Annotated in this window: 14 protein-coding genes; 7 read left to right on the forward strand and 7 right to left on the reverse strand. The window is 67.1% G+C overall.

The genetic code is table 11. The features are described 5' to 3' along the window. The first annotated feature begins 49 nt into the window (after nt 1–49). Nucleotides 50–1,459, forward strand: coding sequence for a metalloprotease PmbA (pmbA, locus tag CLV01_RS11030; protein ID WP_012204243.1), 1,410 nt, complete (start codon nt 50–52; stop codon nt 1,457–1,459). Between the two features lie 54 nt (nt 1,460–1,513). Here pmbA and CLV01_RS11035 read toward each other — a convergent pair whose 3' ends face one another. Genes CLV01_RS11035 through CLV01_RS11050 form a run of 4 tightly spaced genes read right to left on the reverse strand, consistent with a single transcriptional unit; the run spans nt 1,514 to nt 5,494 of the window. After that, complete coding sequence (locus tag CLV01_RS11035; RefSeq protein WP_099734298.1) at nt 1,514–2,353, reverse strand: fumarylacetoacetate hydrolase family protein; 840 nt, start codon at nt 2,351–2,353, stop codon at nt 1,514–1,516. 47 nt (nt 2,354–2,400) lie between these two features. Then, nucleotides 2,401–3,381 (reverse strand): Bug family tripartite tricarboxylate transporter substrate binding protein, encoded by a 981-nt coding sequence (locus tag CLV01_RS11040; RefSeq protein ID WP_157760065.1) that lies wholly within the window; start codon nt 3,379–3,381, stop codon nt 2,401–2,403. 32 nt (nt 3,382–3,413) lie between these two features. Continuing rightward, a complete protein-coding gene (locus CLV01_RS11045) occupies nt 3,414–4,595 on the reverse strand; it encodes a CaiB/BaiF CoA transferase family protein (protein WP_099734297.1) in 1,182 nt (393 codons plus the stop codon). Next, a complete protein-coding gene (locus CLV01_RS11050) occupies nt 4,592–5,494 on the reverse strand; it encodes an HpcH/HpaI aldolase/citrate lyase family protein (protein ID WP_099734296.1) in 903 nt (300 codons plus the stop codon). The genes CLV01_RS11045 and CLV01_RS11050 overlap by 4 nt, the downstream gene beginning before the upstream one ends. 56 nt (nt 5,495–5,550) lie before the next feature. Between CLV01_RS11050 and CLV01_RS11055 the strand changes: the two genes are divergently transcribed. After that, complete coding sequence (locus CLV01_RS11055; RefSeq protein ID WP_052155357.1) at nt 5,551–6,468, forward strand: LysR substrate-binding domain-containing protein; 918 nt, start codon at nt 5,551–5,553, stop codon at nt 6,466–6,468. Nucleotides 6,469–6,659: 191 nt separating this feature from the next. Beyond that, nucleotides 6,660–8,387, forward strand: a complete 1,728-nt coding sequence (locus tag CLV01_RS11060) for a methyl-accepting chemotaxis protein (protein WP_099734295.1) — start codon at nt 6,660–6,662, stop codon at nt 8,385–8,387. Here the strand turns inward: CLV01_RS11060 and CLV01_RS11065 are convergent. Continuing rightward, nucleotides 8,384–11,824: a mechanosensitive ion channel domain-containing protein gene (locus tag CLV01_RS11065; RefSeq protein ID WP_257221574.1), complete on the reverse strand. Its 3,441-nt coding sequence runs from the start codon at nt 11,822–11,824 to the stop codon at nt 8,384–8,386. The genes CLV01_RS11060 and CLV01_RS11065 overlap by 4 nt on opposite strands. 372 nt (nt 11,825–12,196) lie before the next feature. On the opposite strand from CLV01_RS11065, the gene CLV01_RS11070 reads away from it, so the two are divergent. From CLV01_RS11070 to CLV01_RS11080, 3 genes are read left to right on the forward strand one after another with little or no spacing between them, the layout of a single operon-like run. Then, nucleotides 12,197–14,119, forward strand: a complete 1,923-nt coding sequence (locus CLV01_RS11070; RefSeq protein ID WP_012204247.1) for a PrkA family serine protein kinase — start codon at nt 12,197–12,199, stop codon at nt 14,117–14,119. A 45-nt stretch (nt 14,120–14,164) separates the two neighbouring features. Beyond that, complete coding sequence (locus CLV01_RS11075) at nt 14,165–15,433, forward strand: YeaH/YhbH family protein (protein WP_099734293.1); 1,269 nt, start codon at nt 14,165–14,167, stop codon at nt 15,431–15,433. Further along, nucleotides 15,430–17,058 (forward strand): SpoVR family protein, encoded by a 1,629-nt coding sequence (locus tag CLV01_RS11080; RefSeq protein ID WP_099734292.1) that lies wholly within the window; start codon nt 15,430–15,432, stop codon nt 17,056–17,058. The genes CLV01_RS11075 and CLV01_RS11080 overlap by 4 nt, the downstream gene beginning before the upstream one ends. Before the next feature lie 12 nt (nt 17,059–17,070). On the opposite strand, the gene CLV01_RS11085 is transcribed toward CLV01_RS11080, so the two are convergent. Both CLV01_RS11085 and CLV01_RS11090 read right to left on the reverse strand, forming a co-directional pair. Next, on the reverse strand, nt 17,071–17,379 hold the full coding sequence (locus tag CLV01_RS11085; RefSeq protein ID WP_012204250.1) for a hypothetical protein: 309 nt from the start codon (nt 17,377–17,379) through the stop codon (nt 17,071–17,073). Between the two features lie 61 nt (nt 17,380–17,440). Continuing rightward, nucleotides 17,441–18,625, reverse strand: coding sequence for an ammonium transporter (locus tag CLV01_RS11090; protein ID WP_257221575.1), 1,185 nt, complete (start codon nt 18,623–18,625; stop codon nt 17,441–17,443). A 384-nt stretch (nt 18,626–19,009) separates the two neighbouring features. On the opposite strand from CLV01_RS11090, the gene blaOXA reads away from it, so the two are divergent. Further along, nucleotides 19,010–19,810 (forward strand): class D beta-lactamase, encoded by an 801-nt coding sequence (blaOXA, locus tag CLV01_RS11095; RefSeq protein ID WP_257221260.1) that lies wholly within the window; start codon nt 19,010–19,012, stop codon nt 19,808–19,810. Nucleotides 19,811–19,813: the final 3 nt, after the last annotated feature.

The following is a 19,813-nucleotide window of genomic DNA, read 5'->3' on the forward strand; positions in this document are numbered from 1 at the left end:
CAGTGGCGGCGCGGAGAGCGCTGCAGTGGCGGCTATCATAGCCGCCGCTATGAAAAAACCCCGTCCCCGCTCGGCAAGCACCGCCAAACCGCAGGCTGATTCCGGCTTCAGCTACAGCCAACCGTTTTTTGAAGACTTGGTGGACCGTGCCCTGGTCCACGCCAAGAAGCTCGGCGCCACCAACGCCGGGGCCGAGGCTTCCGAGGGCTGCGGCCTGAGCGTGAGCGTGCGCAAGGGGGCTTTGGAGACCGTGGAGCGCAACCGCGACAAGTCGCTGGGCGTGACCGTCTACCTGGGCAACCGCCGTGGCAACGCCAGCACCTCGGACTTCTCGGATGCCGCCATCCAGCAGACCGTGCAGGCCGCCTACGACATCGCACGCTTCACGGCCGAAGACCCCATGGCCGGCCTGCCCGATGCGGCCGACATCGCCCAGCCCGGCACCCACCGCGACCTGCAGCTGTTCCACCCCTGGGACCTCACCAGCGAGGCTGCGGCCGAACTGGCGCTGCAATGCGAGGAAGCCGCGCTGCGCACGCACAAGCGCATCACCAACAGCGAAGGCGCGGGCGTTTCGGCTCAGCAAAGCCATTTCTTCAGTGCCCACACCAATGGTTTCCGTGGCGGCTACGCCAGCTCGCGCCACAGCCTGTCGGTGGCGCCCATCGCATCGCTGCCGGGCCGCAATGGCGAGATGCAGCGCGACGCCTGGTACAGCTCCATGCGCAACGCGGCCGACCTGGCCTCGCCCGAAGCGGTGGGCCGCTACGCCGCCCAGCGCGCCCTGAGCCGCCTGGGCAGCCGCAAGATCCCGACCACCGAATGCCCGGTGCTGTTCGAGTCCACGCTGGCCGCAGGCCTGCTGGGCAGCTTCGTGCAGGCCGTCAGCGGCGGCGCGCTGTACCGCCGCAGCACCTTCCTGCTCGACTCGCTGGGCAAGCCCGTCTTCCCCAAGCACATCGACATCACGGAAGACCCCTTCATCCTCGGCGGCAAGGGCAGTTCGCCCTTCGACGAGGAAGGCGTGCGTGTGCAGGCCCGCAAGGTGGTCGATGCCGGCCGCGTCGAGGGCTACTTCCTGTCCAGCTACTCGGCCCGCAAGCTGGGCATGAAGACCACCGGCAATGCCGGCGGATCGCACAACCTGGTCATGACCTCGCGCCGCACCAAGGCCGGCGACGACCTGCCCGCCATGCTCAAGAAGCTGGGCACGGGCCTGTTCGTGATCGAGCTCATGGGCCAGGGCGTGAACTACGTGACCGGCGACTACTCGCGCGGCGTCAGCGGTTTCTGGGTGGAAAACGGCGAAATCGCCTTCCCCGTGCACGAGATCACCATCGCCGGCAACCTCAAGGACATGCTCAAGGGCATTGAGGCCGTGGGCGCAGATGCCTACAACTACGGCGCCAAGACCGTGGGCTCGATCCTGATCAACCGGATGAAGGTGGCGGGCAGCTGAGCGCTGGTTCAGCTCAAGAATAAAGCGGCTTTTTGAAGCCGCTTTTTTGTGGATCTACACCACTCGCTGCCTCTGCACCCCCAGCCCCTCGATCCCCAGCTCCATCACATCGCCAGCCTTCAGATAGCGCGGCGGCTTCATGCCCATCCCGACTCCCGGGGGCGTGCCGGTGATGATGAGGTCGCCGGGCTCCAGCGTCATCACGCGGCTGCAGTGGCTGATGAGTTCGGCGCAGCCAAAGATCATGGTGCGCGTGCTGCCGCTCTGGCGGCGCTCCCCGTTCACATCCAGCCATAGCTGCAGGGCCTGCGGATCGGTCACTTCGTCGCGCGTGACCAGCCAGGGGCCGATGGGGCCGAAGCGGTCGAAGCCCTTGCCCTTGCTCCACTGGCCACCGCTGCGCTCGATCTGGTATTCGCGCTCGGACACATCGTTGGCAAGGCAGTAGCCGGCCACATGCTCCAGCGCATCGGCCACGGACACATTGCGCGCGCGCTCGCCGATGACGATGCCCAGTTCCACCTCCCAGTCCATGCGCGTGCTGCCCTCGGGCAGGGGGATGTCGTCGTCGGGGCCGCAGGCGCAGCTGGGCCATTTGGCGAAGAGGATGGGCTCCTTGGGAATGGGCATGCCGGCTTCCTCGGCATGGTCGCGGTAGTTCAGGCCGATGGCGACGAACTTGGACATGCCGCTCCAGGGCATGCCGATGCGCACCGGGCCTTGCACCAGGGGCAGCCTGGCGGGGTCGATGGCGGCCAGGGCCCGCAGCGTCTCGCGGCCCAGCAGGCGGGGCGTGTAGTCGTCCAACAGGGCGGACAGGTCGCGGATCTGGCCTTCGGTATCCAGCAGGCCGGGCTTTTCCTGGCCCTCGGGGCCGAATCTCAGCAGTTTCATGGAGTCTCCTTGGAATGCTCTGGAATGACTTGAAATGGGCCGGCTGCCTAGTCCACCTGGATGCCTGCCTGCCGGATCAACTGGCTCCAGCGTGCCAGGTCGGCTGCCGTCTGCAGCCGCAGTTCTGCAGCCGTGGGGGCGTAGACGCTGGCGCCCATTTTGCGGAATTTCTCGCGCAGTCCGGGTGATGCCTGGGCCTTGTCCACGGCCTGGCGCATGCGCTGCACTTCCTGCGAGGGTGTGTCCTTGGGCGCGTACAGCGCAATCCACAGGTCGCCAACCAGGCCGGCAACGGTGTCGCGGGCCAGGGGCAGGTCGGGCAGGAACTCGCTGCGCTGGTCGGAGAACACGGCCAGGGCTTTGACGTCGCGGCTTTGCAGGTAGGGCATGGCCGAAGGCAGGGTGCTGATCAGCATCTGTATGCGCCCGGCCATCAGTTCGGTCATGGCCGGGGCCACGCCACGGAAGGGGACATGGGAGGCATCCACCTTTTCGGCGCGCTTGAGGAATTCCATGAGGATGTGCGAGTAGGTGCCGTTGCCGGCAGAGCCGAAGAAGTACCTGCCCGGCTCCCTGCGCAGCAAGGCCAGCAGCTCGGGCAGGGTGGACGGCGCAAAGTCCTTGTTGACCAACAGCACATGGGGCACGCTGGCAATGCCGGCCACGGGCACGAAGTCGCGCAGCGTGTCGAAGCCCGGGTTGGCGAACAAGCCGGGGTTCATGGTGACGATGCTGGCTGATGTCAGCAGCCAGATGTTGCTGCCGGCTTCGGCGCGTGCCACGTAGGCTGCGCCGACATTGCCCCCGCCGCCTCCCCGGTTCTCGACCACCACGGGCCGGTCGAGTTCGCCGCGTAGCAGCGGCTCCATGACGCGCGCCACGATGTCGTTGGAGCCGCCCGGCGCGGCAGGCACCACCAGGGTGACCAGTTGCGCAGGGGCCGCGTGGGCTGGCAAAGAGAGCAGGGCGGCGTGGCCCAGGGCTGCCGCCGTGGCGACCCTGGTGAGCAAAGTCCTGAGAAAGGCCATGGTATGTCTCCTTCGTTGTATGGGCTGAGGGTTCATTCGGTCGGGGCAGGGTGATCGCTCCAGCCGCCCGGTGGCACCAGGTGCTGGTGCTCTCCCAGCGCAGGGCCCAGGCTGCGGATGGACCCGGGTGTGCGCGACAGGCGCGGAAAGACGTTGTGCATGGGCAGCGGTTGGCCGTCGGCATCGGGGATGCAGGTGATGCAGGCCCTGGCGCGCACATGCTCGTCGGCCAGCAACTGCTCCACGTCAAGCACCGGCCCCACGGTCACCTCCCATTGGCCGAAGTGCAGCAGGTTGTCCTGCAGGCTGCGCTGTGCCACAAAGCCGGCGATCAGCGCGTCCAGCGCATCGACATGTCGCAGCCGTGCCGCGTTGGTGGCGAAGCGGGGATCGCTGCACAGGTCCTTGCGGCCCATGGCCTCGAAAATCCGTTCGGCCATGCGCTGGGTGGAGCCCGACATCACCAGCCAGCGCCCGTCGGCGCACTGGTAGGCATTGCGCGGTGCGGCGATGTCGGCACGGTTGCCCATGCGCCGTGGCCGCCGGCCGGTGCGCTGGAAGATGGCGGGGTCGGGGCCGAGCACGGCCAACATGGGTTCCAGCAGCGACAGGTCCACCACCTGGCCGCGGCCACCATTGGTTTCCACTTCGCGCAGTGCGAACATGGTGGCGCCCACGCCCGCCAGGCCCGCGATCATGTCGGCCAGGCCGAGGTTGGGCAGGGCGGGCGGCTTGTCGGGAAAGCCATTCTTCTGGGCAAAGCCCGAGAAGGCTTCGACCAGGGTGCCAAAGCCGGGCCGTTGCGCATAGGGACCGGTCTGGCCCCAGCCTGAGATGCGCACGATCACCAGGCGGGGATTGCGCTGCAGCAGGACATCGGGTCCCAGTCCGAACTTTTCCAGTGCGCCGTGGCGAAAGCTCTCCACCAGGACCTGTGCCGATTCGGCCAGCTGCAGAAGACTTTGCACATCGACCCCGTCATGCAGGTCCAGGCAGATGCTTTTCTTGTTGCGCGCGTAGATCTGCCACCACAGCGGCTGGCCGTCGTTCTTCCAGTCGCGCAGGGTGTCGCCGCCCGGCGCCTCGACCTTGATCACTTCGGCGCCGAAGTCGGCCAACTGCAGCGTGAGCATGTTGCCTGCAGCCAGGCGCGACAGGTCGAGCACGCGGATGCCGCGCAGGGGCAGGGCGCCTGTGTTGTCCGTGGCGTTCATGCGGCTTCCCCGGTGCTGCGCAGCAACTGGCGTGCGCGCTCAGCAATGGGTGCATCGACCATGCGGCCGTCAACGGCCGCGGCGCCCTGTCCCTGCGCCAGCGCCTGTTCATAGGCCAGCACGGTGTCGCGCGCCTGGCGCAGATCCTCTTGGCTGGCTCCGAAGGCTGCGTGCACGGCCGCCAACTGGGCCGGGTGGATGCAGGCGGCACCTTGCATGCCCAGTGCGCGGGAGATCCGGGCCAGTTCGCCGAACTGCGCAAGATCCGCATAGCCGCCGATGCTGCCTGCCAGCCCCACGGGATGCAGCCCGGCTGACACGGCTGCGATGACCACGGCCTGTGCCGGCATGGCAAGGGCCTGGGGCGTGGGCGCCACGCCCAATGCAGTGGCGAAGTCCTCGCCGCCAAAGGCCAGCGACACCAGCCGGGGCGAGGCCTGGGCAATGTCCTGCAGACGCATCAGCCCGGTGGGCGTCTCCACGATGGCCTGCAGCAGCACCGGCGGGCTGCCGTGGATATCGACCAGGGCTGCGATGCGCTGCACATCGGCGGCAGATTCCACCTTGGGGATGACCAGGCCATCGCAACCAGCCTGCAAGGCGGCCTCGGTATCGGCCTGTGCCAATGCCCTGTCCGCGTTGATGCGCACCAGCACGAGGCACTGCCCGCGCAGGCTGGCGATGGCCGGTTGCAGCATGGCGCGGGCCTGCGCCTTCTGCGCGGGGGCAATGGCGTCTTCCAGGTCCAGTACGAGGGCATCGGCACCGCGCCGCCCTGCGCTGGCCAGCATGCGTGCGGAGGTTGCAGGAACATATAGCAGGGATCGGGGGTGGAACGGCATGGGGCTTGGGTAGCGGAGTGGCGGTAAGCACAATGTAGGCAGCACCTCGCAGCGCATGGCTGAGGAATTCAGAACCGGCCTTCGTGCAAATCGAACCCCTCTTCGGACCTGACATGGAATTGCGCCAGCTCAGATACCTGATTGCCGTGATCGATGCCCAGAGCATCACCCGCGCCTGTGATGTGCTGCACGTGGTGCCATCCGCCGTGAGCCACCAGCTCAAGCTGCTTGAGCAGGAACTGCAAAGCACGCTGCTGGTGCGTGGCGCGCTGGGCGTGCAACCCACGGCCACGGGCCGGCTGCTGTACGGCCAGGCGCAGGCCATCCTGCGGCAGGTGGCCGATGCGCGGGCCTGCGTTCAGGTCGAGGAATCGCAGGTGGCCGGTTCTGTATCGGTGGCCATTGCGGGCAGCATCGCCCAGGTGCTGGCCGTTCCCCTGCTGGCCGCCTGCCGCGAGCGCTGGCCGGCCGTCATCCTGTCCATCCACGAAGGGCTGAGCGGCCATCTGGTGGAGGGCGTGCACAGCGGCCGCTTCGACATGGGCGTGCTCTATGCCTCGGAGGCCACGGCCAAGCTGGAGACGCGGCCCGTGGTACGCGAGCCTTTCTTCTTTGGCTGCGCCCGCGCCCTGGCGCCCGAGGCGGATGGCAAGCCCATGTCGCTGCAGGATCTGGCACGGCATCCACTGCTGCTGCCCAGCCTGCCCAATGCCACGCGCGGTGCGCTGGACCGGGCCTTTGCGGCGCTGGACACCGGCTACCAGGTGGCAGGCGAGGTGAACTCCACTGCCACCCAGATCGGTGCGGTGCGCGCAGGGCTGGGCGCCAGTGTGCTGCCGTGGATCAGCCTGCGCATGCTGCGGCCACGGCGCTCCACGGTGATCCGCCCCCTCGACGTCGAGCACCTCTACCGCGACGTGCTCACGGCCACGAAGCCGCAGGCCGTCCGCAGCCGGGCCAGCGCCATGGTGCTGGCGCAGCTGGAGCACCTGCTGCGGGATATCTACGCGCCCCTGGCTTCCCATCGCTGACTGCAGACCGCTGGCAGCGCCATGCCTGCATGCCGGCAAGGCGCTGTCCTACTGGATGTGCAGGGTTTGGGAAAGCGACGCGACTGATTCAAATTGTCAAATTTGTTCCGGAATGTGTTTCTTCCGTGACAGCAGTCTGGCCGGTTTGCGTGGGTGGTTCGAGGGAGAGCGACGTGGGTTTTCTGAGGCGTATGAAGTTGGGAACCATGCTGGGCATGGGTTTTTTCGCGGTGATCGTGGTTTGCGTATGCGTGGCGGCCTTCGGCTGGATGAAGTTGCGTGACCAGGGCGAGCAGCTGCGCGTGCTGGCCGAGGACCGCATGGGCAATCTGGCCCGGCTGCAATCGCTCAAGGACAACGCCAATGCGTCGGCACGGGTGGTGCGCAATCTGGCGCTGATCACCGATCCGGCGCAGATGGCCGAGGAGAGCCGCCGGCTGGATGAGGTGGTTGCCAGGAACGGCTTGGTCATGAAGGAGTTGGACCAGCGCCTGCAGACCGAGCAGGCGCGCCGGCTCTTTGCCGACATACGGCAGGCGCGCCAGCCTTTCGTGGAGACCATGCGCCAGGCCGGTGACCTGGGCCTGGCCAACCAGGGCGATGCCGCCAGGGATCTGATCATGGGGCGCCTGCGCTCCTTGCAGACGACCTATTTCGATGCGGTCGAGGCGCTGGTCGATTACCAGAAGGCACAGACGCAGGCCACCGTGGACGGCTCGCTGCGCCGCGTGGCCGAAGACGGCGTGGCCATGCTGGTGCTGACGCTGCTGGCCGCCGCGCTGGGCGGTCTGGTGGCCTGGATGATCACCAGGACGGTCAAGCAGCAGCTGGGCGGAGAGCCGTCCTATGCCGCCGGGGTGGCGCGCCAGATCGCGCAGGGCGATTTGTCCGTGCGGGTGCAATTGGCGCCCGGCGACACCTCCAGCCTGCTGCGCGCCATGGAGGACATGCGGGCCGGCCTGGCGCGCGTGGTCGCTGATGTGCGGCAAAGCAGTGAATCCATCGCGACCGGCGCCAGCCAGATTGCCTCGGGCAATGCGGACCTGAGCCAGCGCACGGAAGAGCAGGCCAGCAATCTGGAACAGACCGCCGCCTCCATGGAGGAGATGAACGCCACCGTCAAGCTCAATGCCGATACGGTGCGTACCGCCACCCAGCTGGCCGCATCGTCGAGCCAGGCCGCCACTGGCGGCGGCAAGATCGTGGACCGCGTTGTGGCCACCATGGAGCAGATCACCGCCAGTTCCCGGAAGATCGAGGACATCATCGGCGTGATCGACTCCATTGCCTTCCAGACCAACATCCTGGCGCTCAATGCCGCCGTGGAGGCGGCGCGGGCCGGCGAGCAGGGGCGAGGCTTTGCGGTGGTGGCATCCGAAGTGCGCAGCCTGGCCCAGCGCAGCGCGGGGGCAGCCAAGGAGATCAAGGCCCTGATAGGCGAGAGCGTGTCCAAGGTGGACGAGGGCTCGGGCCTGGTGGGCGAGACGGGTTCCGCGATGAAGGACATCGTCCAGCAGGCGCAGCGTGTTGCCGACCTGATCGGCGAAATAGGCGCGGCCACGGCTGAGCAGGCCGACGGTGTGGCGCAGGTGGGCGATGCCGTCGTACAGCTTGACCAGGTCACGCAGCAGAATGCGGCCCTGGTCGAGGAATCGGCGGCGGCTGCCGCAAGCTTGAACGCGCAGGCTGCCAGGCTGGTCGATCTGGTCAGTCTGTTCAAGCTGGACGGGGTGTCCTCGTCCGTGCCCCTGCCCGCGTCCTCACCGGCCCAGGCGCCAGCGCCGGCCGCCGCAGGCAGCAAGGGCGACCAGCGGACGAGGGCGTCCGCAGCGGCACCCAGGGTTGCTGCAGCGCCTGCCAAGGTCACCCCGCTGCGCAATGCGGGCGAGCGTGTGGACGAGAACTGGGAAGTGTTCTAACCGCGAGCGGGGCAATGCCGCGCTGTGCGCGTGGAACCGGGGGACTTGCCGGCCTCATGCCGTCGGATGGGTGGGGTCTGCCCCGGTGCCTGCCCAGATGCCTGCCCCGGTGTATGGGTCGGCATGTTGCGCACATGCAGGTCCAGTTGCGGGAAGGCCACGGCAATGCCAGCGTCCTTGAGCCGGTCGTTGACGCGGCGGTTGAGGTCGTGGCGCACGGGCAGGCGGTCTTCGACCTTGCCCACGTAGGCGCGCAGCTCGAAGCGCTGGCCGTTGCCTTCCAGCGCCATGAACCAGCAGTTGGGCTCGGGTTCGCGCAGCACCTGGGGGTGTTCCCTGGCAATGCCCAGCAGCATGTCGCGCACTCGCTCGGGGTCATTGCCGTGGGCCACGGGCACGTCGATCACCAGGCGGGTCACGTCGTCGCTCAAGGTCCAGTTCGTCACCTGGCCGGTGATGAAGGTCTTGTTGGGGATGACGATTTCCTTGTTGTCGAAGTCCAGCACCGTGGTGGCCCGCGTGCGGATGCGCGTGACGGTGCCGGTGAGGGTGTCGATGGTGATGACATCGCCCACGCGGAAGGGCCGCTCCACCAGCAGGATCAGGCCCGAGACGAAGTTGGCGAAGATCTCCTGCAGGCCAAAGCCCAGACCCACGGTGAGCGCCGCCACCATCCACTGCAGCTGGCCCCAGCGCAGGCCCAGCAGCGTGAAGGCGCTGACCGTACCCGCGATGGTGATGGCGTAGCGCGCCAGCGTGGCCAGGGTGTAGCGCGCTGAGCTGCTGATGCGGTTGGAGGCCGACAGCGTCACTTCCAGCAGGCCCGGCAGGTTGCGTGCAAAGCTGAAGGTGAGGAGCAGGATCATCACGCCCAGCAGCGCGTCCATCAGGCTCACGGGGGCGGCATGCGCGATGCCGTCGGCGCCGGTGTTGGTGGTGTACCAGAGCACCACGCCTTCGGAGCGCAGAAGCGCAGGCAGCACGGGCAGCCAGGCGTAGACCAGGGTCAGCACGACCAGCACCTGCTGCAGCAGGCCCAGCAGCCTGTGCGCCTGGGCGCCCACGGTGACCAGGGCCATCTGGGTGGCTTCGTCGGTGGGGGCCTTGCCGGTGTCCACGCCCGAGCCGCTCTGCGCCAGCCTGGCGGCTTCGCGCAGCCGGTTCAGCGCCAGGCGCCGTTCGCCCAGCAGCAGCCAGCGCCGCAGCAGGTTGACCACGACCTCGACCGCGCCCAAGAACACGAAGCTGGCCATCAGGGCCTGGATGAATTCGGTGGCCGTGTAGACATAGCCGAGCACGATGCCCACGGCCAGCGCGCTGAGCATGAGCATCAGCACCACGCTGACGATCTGGCCCCAGTGGATGCCAGGCCGCTTTTGCTGCATGACACGGCGAAAGTACAGCCAGGCCATCCAGGCCAGGCCCAGCGACAGCATGAGGATGGAGATGCGCCCCCAGGTGCTGATGGCGTGGTTGTCATGGCTGTAGAAGGCCAGGCCGCCCAGCAGTTCGGCAGGCACGATGAGCCAGGCGGCGCGGCGCACCATCTGGCGCAGCATCTGCACGCGAGCGGCCGGCCAGCCGAAGTGGGCCAGTGCCAGCCCGCCCGGGCAGAACAGGGCGTTGAGCAAGGTGGCCACGAAGATGAAATCGCTGAGCTGGACCAGGGTGGCGCCCAGCGGCTCCAGCGCCGTGCCCACGGTTTCCGGGCCTTGCAGCAGGCTGCCCAGCGCCGCGGCCGCAAAGCTCCAGGGCAGGGTGTAGAGCAGGCTCCAGCCCAGCGCGAGCAGGCTCAGCCCGAAGTTGTCGCGCATGAAGTCGCCCACGCGCACGGCGATGGACTGCAGCTGGCGCAGCGCATAGCGGCGCAGGCCCAGCAGCAGGGCCACGATCAGGCCGACGGCGCCAAACGCCCAGGGATCGTTCCAGATGCTGGCGGCCAGGGCGCGCGCGGTTTTCCAGGGGGAGCTGCTGCCTTCGATGTCCTGCTCCAGCGCCTGCCACTCGCTGAGCCAGGTGCGGTCCATGGGGCGGTGGCTGGGGAACCACAGCAGTTCCTTGTCCAGCACCTGGCGCAGTTCGTTACCGCTGCGCAGGGCGGCGCGCAGCGCTTCATCGGTCTGCTCCAGCACGGCAATGCGGCGCAGCAAAACGGGCTGCAATTGATCGGTGAGCGCCACCTGCCGGGCCAGCAGGGCGGTCTGCTGTGCCGAGGTGGAGGCATTGCTGGCCGTGGTGACGCTGGCGGCAGGTTCAGGTGCCGCCACGCCGCCTGCATCCGCAGCGTCGGCCGGGGCCTGTGCCGCCGTGTCCGCGCCGGGGTTCTGGCGCCATTTGCTGGAGTTGAACAGCATCAGCCGCAGCTCGGCCAGCTGGCGCTGCACGGCGCGGTGCCTGGACTGCAAGGTGTTGCCGGAGGACAGCTCCACGCGCTGCTGCCACAGCCACTGGCCCACGGCCGCGCTGCCACCGCCCAGCCGCAGGCGTGCCTGGGTATCGCGCAGCGTGGCGCTCAATTGGTCGCGGACATATTCGTCATTGGCCAGGGTCTTGCGCTCCTGCGCCAGTTCATTGGAGTTCTTGAGGATCTGCGCGGCCAGCGCCGCATTGCGCTGGGCCAGGTCGCGTATGGCGGGATCGGCGGCGGAAGCGTGCTGGGCGGCCAGCTCCATCTCCTGCACCTGCTGCTCCAGTTGCTGGCGGCTGCGCTCGGCAATGCGCTGGGTCAGCCAGGCGGCGCGCGGCATGCGCTCCAGCAGCTCGCGGCGCTGGGCCTGCAGTTGTGCGGCCAGCAGGCGCTGGCGCGCTTCGATGGTGGACTGCTCCTCCTGGCGCAGCGCCAGCTCCAGCAGGGCGCGGCGGTGCTCTGCGCTGCGCCGTGCCTGGCGGGCCTGGGTGAGGTCGGGGGCTTCGCCGGGCTCGGCGGTCACGGGCTCGGCGTTTTCCTGCGCGCGTTGTTGGAGGATGGACAGATCGATGCGTCCCGGGCCGGGCTGGGACACCAGGTTGGCCTGGTCGGCCGCGGATTTTTCGATGCCCACCTTGAGTGCGGCGATGGCATCGCGTTCATCGGCCAGCAGGCGTTCCAGCACTTCCTGGCTGGCGTTGGCGGGAACGCGTTCCTTCCAGCGATCGAACAGGCTGCCCAGCTGCTCGTCGCTCAGCGGCGCGGGCAGGGCCGGCACGGGCGTGCGTGCCCTGGCGCGCAGGCGGTCCAGTTCCTGCGCCAGTGCATCGGCTTCCTTTGTCGCCGATGCGGCGGCATCCAGTTGGGCCTGAATGGCGTTGCTTCGTTCCTTGTCGGACGCGGAGCCACCGCCCAGCGTGCCCTGCAAGGCACCCAAAGGGCCTGCTGCCGGTGCGGCCTTGGCCAGGTCCGGTGCCAGCAGGGCGAGCAGCAGGCCGAGCGCCAGGCACATGGCCCGCAGCAGGTGCATCGGCGTCACGGCAGCCAGTTTGCGCGATGGGCGACCGGCGGCAAGTAGGGGGTTGTCGGCAGGAGACATCGGTTCTGAATTCGGGCCTGTGCCGCTGTGTGAGTGCGGACTATCATTTGTCAAAAGTGGGAGCGTCAGGCGCTGTATTCACGGGCCTTGCTGCAGGCCCGGCTGGCTCAAGCCCCTGTCCCGGCGCCGCAAAAAGCGGGGTAGTCCAGGAACCTGACATTGTGACCTCGCGCGCAATGCAGACATGTGGGACGTATGAGCTATTCAAAGCCGATGCAAGGTGCTACAACAGTTCCACACGGTAGCGAATGCCTTGCAACTTCGCGGCACTGTTCGCCCTCGGGTGCCGCCGGGAGAGGTCGTATGGATGTCATCAGCAACTCGGCTGCACGTTACGTTCGCCTTCGCGAAGAAGAGATGTCGCTGGACGAATTTCTCGCCCTGTGCCAGCGCGATCCCATGGCTTACGAAGGTGCTGCCCAGCGCATGCTGGCAGCCATCGGCGAACCTGAAATGGTGGACACGCGCAATGATCCACGCCAGTCGCGGCTGTTTGCCAACAAGGTCATCCGGCGCTATCCGGCCTTCGCCGAGTTCTACGGCATGGAAGACTCCATCGAGCAGGTGGTGAGCTTCTTCCGCCATGCGGCCCAGGGCCTGGAAGAGCGCAAGCAGATCCTCTATCTGCTGGGTCCCGTGGGCGGTGGCAAGAGCTCCATCGCCGAGCGCCTCAAATACCTGATGCAGAAGGTGCCGTTCTACGCCCTCAAGGGCTCGCCCGTGAACGAGTCGCCGCTGGGCCTGTTCGACCCCGTGGAGGACGGGCCGCTGCTGGAGGAGCAGTTCGGCATTCCTCGGCGCTGCCTCAACCATGTGCTGTCGCCCTGGGCCGTCAAGCGTCTGGAGGAGCTCGGCGGCGACATCCGCCAGTTCCGCGTGGTCAAGCGCTATCCCAGCATCTCCAGGCAGGTGGGCATTGCCAAGACCGAGCCCGGCGACGAGAACAACCAGGACATCTCCAGCCTGGTGGGCAAGGTGGACATCCGCAAGCTGGAGAACTTTGCCCAGGACGATACCGACGCCTACAGCTACTCGGGCGGCCTGTGCCTGGCCAACCAGGGTCTGCTGGAGTTCGTGGAAATGTTCAAGGCGCCCATCAAGGTGCTGCACCCGCTGCTGACGGCCACGCAGGAGAGCAACTACAAGGGAACGGAGGGCTTTGGCGCCATTCCCTTCGACGGCATGGTGCTGGCCCACAGCAACGAGAGCGAGTGGAAGGCCTTCCGCAACAACCGCAACAACGAGGCCTTCCTGGACCGCGTCTACATCGTCAAGGTGCCGTACTGCCTGCGTGTTTCCGAGGAGGTGCGCATCTACGAGAAGCTGATCCGCGAGTCGTCCCTGGCCAGCGCCGTGTGCGCGCCCGGCACGCTCAAGATGATGGCCCAGTTCGCCGTGCTCACGCGGCTGAAGGAGCCCGAGAACTCCAGCATCTTCAGCAAGATGCAGGTGTATGACGGCGAAAGCCTCAAGGACACGGACCCGCGCGCCAAGAGCTTCCAGGAGTACCGCGACTATGCGGGCGTGGACGAGGGCATGTCAGGCATCTCCACGCGCTTCGCGTTCAAGATCCTGTCCAAGGTCTTCAACTACGACAGCACCGAGGTGGCGGCCAACCCGGTGCACCTGATGTATGTGCTGGAGCAGCAGATCGAGCGCGAGCAGTTCCCTGCCGAGCTGGAGACCAAGTACACCAGCTACATCAAGGAGTACCTGTCGCCGCACTATGCCGAGTTCATCGGCAAGGAAATCCAGACCGCCTATCTGGAGAGCTACAGCGAGTACGGCCAGAACATCTTCGACCGCTACGTCACCTACGCCGACTACTGGATACAGGACAGCGAGTACCGCGACAACGATACCGGCGAGGCCTTCGACCGCAACGCGCTCAACGCCGAGATGGAGAAGGTCGAGAAGCCCGCGGGCATTGCCAATGCCAAGGACTTCCGCAACGAGATCGTCAACTTCGTGCTGCGCGCGCGGGCCAACAACCAGGGCAAGAACCCGAGCTGGACCAGCTACGAGAAGCTGCGCGTGGTGATAGAGAAGAAGATGTTCTCCAATACCGAGGAGCTGCTGCCCGTGATCAGCTTCAACGCCAAGGCCAGTGCCGAGGACGCGCGCAAGCACGAGGACTTCGTCACCCGGATGGAGGCCAAGGGCTATACGTCCAAGCAGGTGCGCCTGCTGTGCGAGTGGTACCTGCGCGTTCGCAAGAGCAACTGACGGGTGGGTGCGCCGCCCTTCGGCGCGCCCGGGCTGGGGGAACAGATGGCATTGCAAATCATCGATCGCAGGCTGGCCGGCAAGAACAAGTCGGTGGGCAACCGCGAGCGCTTCGTGCGCCGCTACAAGGCGCAGATCGCCGAGGCGGTGCGCCGCGCGGTGGACAAGCGCGGCATCCGCCACATGGAGGAGTCCGAGAGCGTCTCCATCCCGCGCAAGGACATCCGCGAGCCCGTGTTCCACCACGGGCAGGGCGGCGTCCATGACACGGTGCACCCGGGCAACACCGAGCATGTGCGCGGCGACCGCATTGCCCGGCCGCAGGGCGGAGGCGGCGGCGGCGGCTCCCAGGCCAGCGACAGCGGCGAGGGCGAGGACGACTTCACCTTCACCCTGACCAAGGAAGAGTTCATGGAACTGTTCTTTGAAGACCTGGCCCTGCCGCGGCTGCTGCGCACCCACATCGGCAACACCATGCAGTACAAGACGCGCCGTGCCGGCTACAGCCACGACGGCACGCCGCACAATCTGGCCCTGCTGCGCACCATGCGCGGCGCCCTGGGCCGGCGCATTGCGCTGACCAAGGCGCCGCACCGCGAACTCAAGGCACTGGAGGAGCAGCTGCAAGCGCTGCTGGCGCAGGACGATGGCACCAGCGAGGCGGCGGCCGAGCTGCAGCAGCGCATCGATGCGCTGAAGCTGCGCATGGGCACGGTGGCCTTTCTCGACCCCATCGACCTGCGGTTTCGCAACCGCACGCGCGTGCCTGCGCCCATCAGCCAGGCCGTGATGTTCTGCGTGATGGATGTGTCCGGCTCCATGGACCAGGACCGCAAGGACCTGGCCAAGCGCTTCTTCATCCTGCTGTACCTGTTCCTGACGCGGCACTACGAGAAGATCGACATCGTCTTCATCCGCCATCACACGCAGGCGGCCGAGGTCAGCGAGGACGAGTTCTTCCACTCCCAGGAAAGCGGCGGCACGGTGGTCAGCAGTGCGCTGGTGCTGCTGGACCAGATCATCCGCGCGCGCTATCCGTCCGCGGACTGGAACATCTACGTGGCCCAGGCCAGCGATGGCGACAACTTCGGCGACGACGGCTCCAACTGCCGCAACCTGCTGGTCGAGAAAATCCTGCCGCTGGTGCGCTACTTCGCCTATGTGCAGGTGGTGCAGGAAGAGCAGAGCCTGTGGCAGGAATACAGCCAGGTGCTGCCGCTGTTCTCGCACTTCGCCATGCGCAAGGTGTCGGACGCCAGCGAGATCTATCCCGTGTTCCGCGACCTGTTCAAGAAAGAGGGGGTATCGGTATGAACCTCTCTCACTATCCCGTGCTGGCGCCCCGCCATGCCACGCCGCAGTGGAAATCCCATCTGGCCAGCGACCGGGTCCAGCGCATCGTGCCCTCCGCGCCGCTGCCGGCGGGGGCGCGGCCAGCCGAGCCTCTGCCCGATCCCAGCGACTGGACCTTCGAGCTCATCGAGCGCTATCACGCAGCGATTGCGGCCGCCGCCGAACGCTATGGCCTGGACACCTATCCCAACCAGCTGGAAGTGATCTCGGCCGAGCAGATGATGGACGCCTACGCCAGCGTGGGCATGCCCGTGGGCTACCGCCACTGGAGCTATGGCAAGGAGTACATGGCGACGGAGCGGCGCTACCGGCGCGGCCACATGGGCCTGGCCTACGAGATCGTCATCAACTCCAATCCCTGCATCAGCTATCTGATGGAGGAGAACACCACCGCCATGCAGGCCCTGGTGATCGCCCATGCGGCGTACGGCCACAACAGCTTCTTCAAGAACAACTACCTGTTCGGCATGTGGACGGATGCGGGCAGCATCATCGACTACCTGGTCTATGCGCGCGACTTCATCTCCCAGTGCGAGGAGCGCCATGGCCTGACGACGGTGGAGCAATGGCTGGACTCCTGCCACGCCCTGTCCAACCTGGGCGTGGACCGTTACCGCCGCCCCTCCAAGAAAAGCCTGGCGCGCGAGCGGGCCGAGCGCGAGCAGCGCGAGGCCTATGCCCAGCAGCAGGTCAACGAGCTGTGGCGCACCCTGCCGGCGCGCCCGGGCAAGGACAGCGCGGCGCAGCACAGCGAGCGCTTTCCCAAGGAGCCCGAGGAAAACCTGCTGTACTTCATCGAGAAGAACGCCCCGCTGCTGGAGCCCTGGCAGCGCGAGATCGTGCGCATCGTGCGCAAGATCGCCCAGTACTTCTACCCGCAGCGCCAGACCCAGGTGATGAACGAGGGCTGGGCCACGTTCTGGCACTACACCCTGCTCAACACCCTGTACGACGAAGGCTGGCTGACCGACGGCGTGATGATCGAATGGCTGTCCTCCCACACCAACGTGATCTACCAGCCCCCGGCCGGCCACCGCGCCTACAGCGGCATCAATCCCTATGCGCTGGGCTTTGCCATGTACCGCGACATCCGCCGCATCTGCCAGGACCCGACCGAGGAAGACCGCCGCTGGTTCCCCGACCTGGCCGGCACGCCCTGGCTGCCGGCGCTGCACCATGCCATGCAGAACTTCAAGGACGAGAGCTTTGTCGGCCAGTACCTGAGCCCGCAGCTGATGCGCGACATGCGCCTGTTCTCCATCCATGACGATGCCAGCGAACGCGAGCTGCTGGTCAGCGCCATCCACGACGACGACGGCTACCGCACCCTGCGCCAGACCCTGTCGCAGCAGTACGACCTGGGCGCGCGCGAGCCCAATATCCAGGTCTGGAACGTGAACCTGCGCGGCGACCGCTGCCTGACCCTGCGCCACACGCGCTACCAGGGCCGGCCCCTGTCCGACGATGCGCTGGAAGTGCTCAAGCACGCAGCGCGCCTGTGGGGCTTTGGCGTGCAGATGGAAAGCGTCAACGGCGATGGCGACGCGCCCGTGCTGCTGCACTCCGTGCCCGCGCCACCGGCCTGATCAGGCAAGACGCTAGCGCAGCGTGCCCACGTACTTTCGGTTTTCCGCGCGCTGGCGCATCAGCTCGCCGGCGCGCTGCATGAGCGGCGAGCGCTCGGCGGGCCCGGCCAGCGCGGCATTCCAGGCCGCTTCGAAGCGGTGGGTCCAATCCACCAGTTCGGGCGTGCTGCGCGTCCCTTCCTGCTCCCGGGCGAAGCGGATGATTTCGGCGGCGTATTCGGCATTGGCCGCCAGCCATTCGGTATCGGTCACGCGGCCGCAGCTTCTGCGCAGCAGCACATGCAGGTGCGCGGCGATGGCCAGGAGTTCGCTTTCGGGCATGTAGGGGCACTCCTTCGGTTTGACGATCATCGGGCGCCGGGCCGCTTTGCGGCTCGGCCGTTCATCCACTCAGGCGCTCGCGGTGCAGCGCCAGGTCCAGGCCCTGCAGCTCGCTTTCCTCATCCACGCGCAGGCCGATCAGCATGTCCAGCAGCCACAGCAGCACGGCCGTGGCCACCAGCGTGAACAAGGCCACGGCCAGCACGCTCACGGCCTGGGTGAGCACGCTGCCCTGCACGCCGCCGATCTGCGGGCTGGCAAACACGCCGGTCAGCAGCGATCCCACGATGCCGCCCACGCCATGCACGCCAAACACATCCAGCGAATCGTCCGCGCCCAGCAGCCGCTTGAGGCCCGTGGCGCCCCAGTAGCAGGCGACACCAGCGATCAGGCCGATGCACAGCGCCGACAGCGGTGTCACGAAACCCGCTGCCGGCGTGATCGCCACCAGGCCGCCGACCAGCCCCGAGCACAGCCCCAGCAGCGTGGCCTTGCCGCGCACCACATACTCGGCCAACGACCAGGCCAGGGCGCCCGCGCTGGCGGCAATGTGGGTGACGGCCAGCGCCAGCGCCGCGCGGCTGTCCCCGGCCAGCGATGAGCCTGCGTTGAAGCCGAACCACCCCATCCACAGCAGGGCTGCGCCCATCATGGTCAAGGCCAGGTTGTAGGGCTCGAAGGGCTCGTGCCCGTAGCCGCGGCGCGGCCGCAGGAACCAGGCGCAGACCAGGCCGGCCACGCCCGCGTTCACATGCACCACGGTGCCTCCGGCAAAGTCCAGCGCGCCCATGCGCGCCAGCCAGCCGCCCGGCTCCCACACCCAGTGCGCCACCGGCGCATACACCAGCAGGCTCCACAGGCCCACGAAGATCAGCATGGCACCGAAGCGCATGCGCTCCACCCAGGCGCCCACCAGCAAGGCGGCGGTGATCACGGCAAAGGCCAGCTGGAACATGGCATAGGCCGCTTCGGGCACATGCGGCGCCAGGTGGCTCACGGCCACCAGGCCCTTGGCGGCGTTGAAATCCAGCCCCGCGAACCAGGCGCGAGAATCACCACCTATCCACGCATTGCCGGGCGTGAAGGCCAGCGAATAGCCGAGTGCAAACCACAGAATGCTCACCAGGCAGGCAATCGCCACCACGCTGGCCATGGTGTTGAGCACGTTCTTGCGGCGCACCATACCCGCATAGAACAGCGCAATGCCGGGCAGCGTCATCAGCAGCACCAGCACCGTGGCCGTCATCAGCCAGACCGTGTCCACGGCGCTGATGGATTCCACCGCCACCAGCGACGGCCGGGTGATCGCCTGCTCGGCCGCCTGCGCCGTCTGCGCCGCACCCAGGACCGCGACCCATCCTCCCCCACCAATGTTCTCAATGCCCGTGCGCACCTGTGCATGCAATGACTCCCTTGTTTGTTGTGGTCATGGGGCCGTCTGCCGTTGCCGCCATGGCTGCATTGGCCGGCCTGTAGCGGCCTTGCACAAGTCGTGCCAGCGCACACGGGGCCCTTGGGGCCCGCGCGATGCAGCCGGAACACCAAAACGGGAAAACCGCGAGTCAAAACAGGGCAGCCGGGCAGGCGGTGCACCATCGCCGTGCGGTGGTGCAGCTCTTAAACTGCCTGCATGAATCGAAGAAATCTGATGTGCGCCGCGCTGCTCGCCTGTCTGTCACAGGCGGCGCTGGCGGCTGCCGAACTGCAGGACAAGCCCGAGTGGGACCGCTTCTTTGCCGATGCCAAGGTCGATGGCAGCATCGTCGTGGTCGATGCCAGAGGCCAGGCCGAAGCCGTCTACGTCCACAACCGTGACCGCGCGGCGCGGCGCTACTCGCCCGCTTCCACCTTCAAGATCCCGCACAGCCTGTTCGCGCTGGACGCCGGGCTGCTGCGCGATGAATTCCAGCGCATTCCCTGGGATGGCGTGAAGCGCCAGTTGCCGGCCTGGAATGCCGATCAGGACCTGCGCTCTGCCATGCGCAACTCCACCGTCTGGGTGTACGAAGGCTTTGCCAGGGAGCTTGGCAGCGCGCGCGAGGCTGCCTACATGCGCAAGATCGACTACGGCAATGCGCTGGCCACGGGCGAGGCGCCTTTCTGGGTGGACGGCGACCTGGCCATCTCGGCGCTGGAGCAGGTGGCCTTCCTGCAGCGGCTGTACCGCAATCGGCTGCCCTTGCCGGTGGAGCACCAGCGGCTGGTGAAGGACGTGATGATCAACGAGGCCGGCCCGGACTGGATACTGCGCGCCAAAACCGGCTGGACGGGCCGTATCGGCTGGTGGGTGGGCTGGGTGGAATGGCCTGCCGGCCCCGTGTTCTTCGCCATGAACATGGACACGCCCCACCGGCTGGTCGACCTGCCCAAGCGCCAGGGCATCGCGCGCGACATCCTGCGCTCCATCAACGCGTTGCCCAAGGCGCCGTAGCGC

Source organism: Delftia sp. 60 (genome assembly GCF_002754395.1).
Taxonomy (GTDB): domain Bacteria; phylum Pseudomonadota; class Gammaproteobacteria; order Burkholderiales; family Burkholderiaceae_C; genus Comamonas; species Comamonas acidovorans.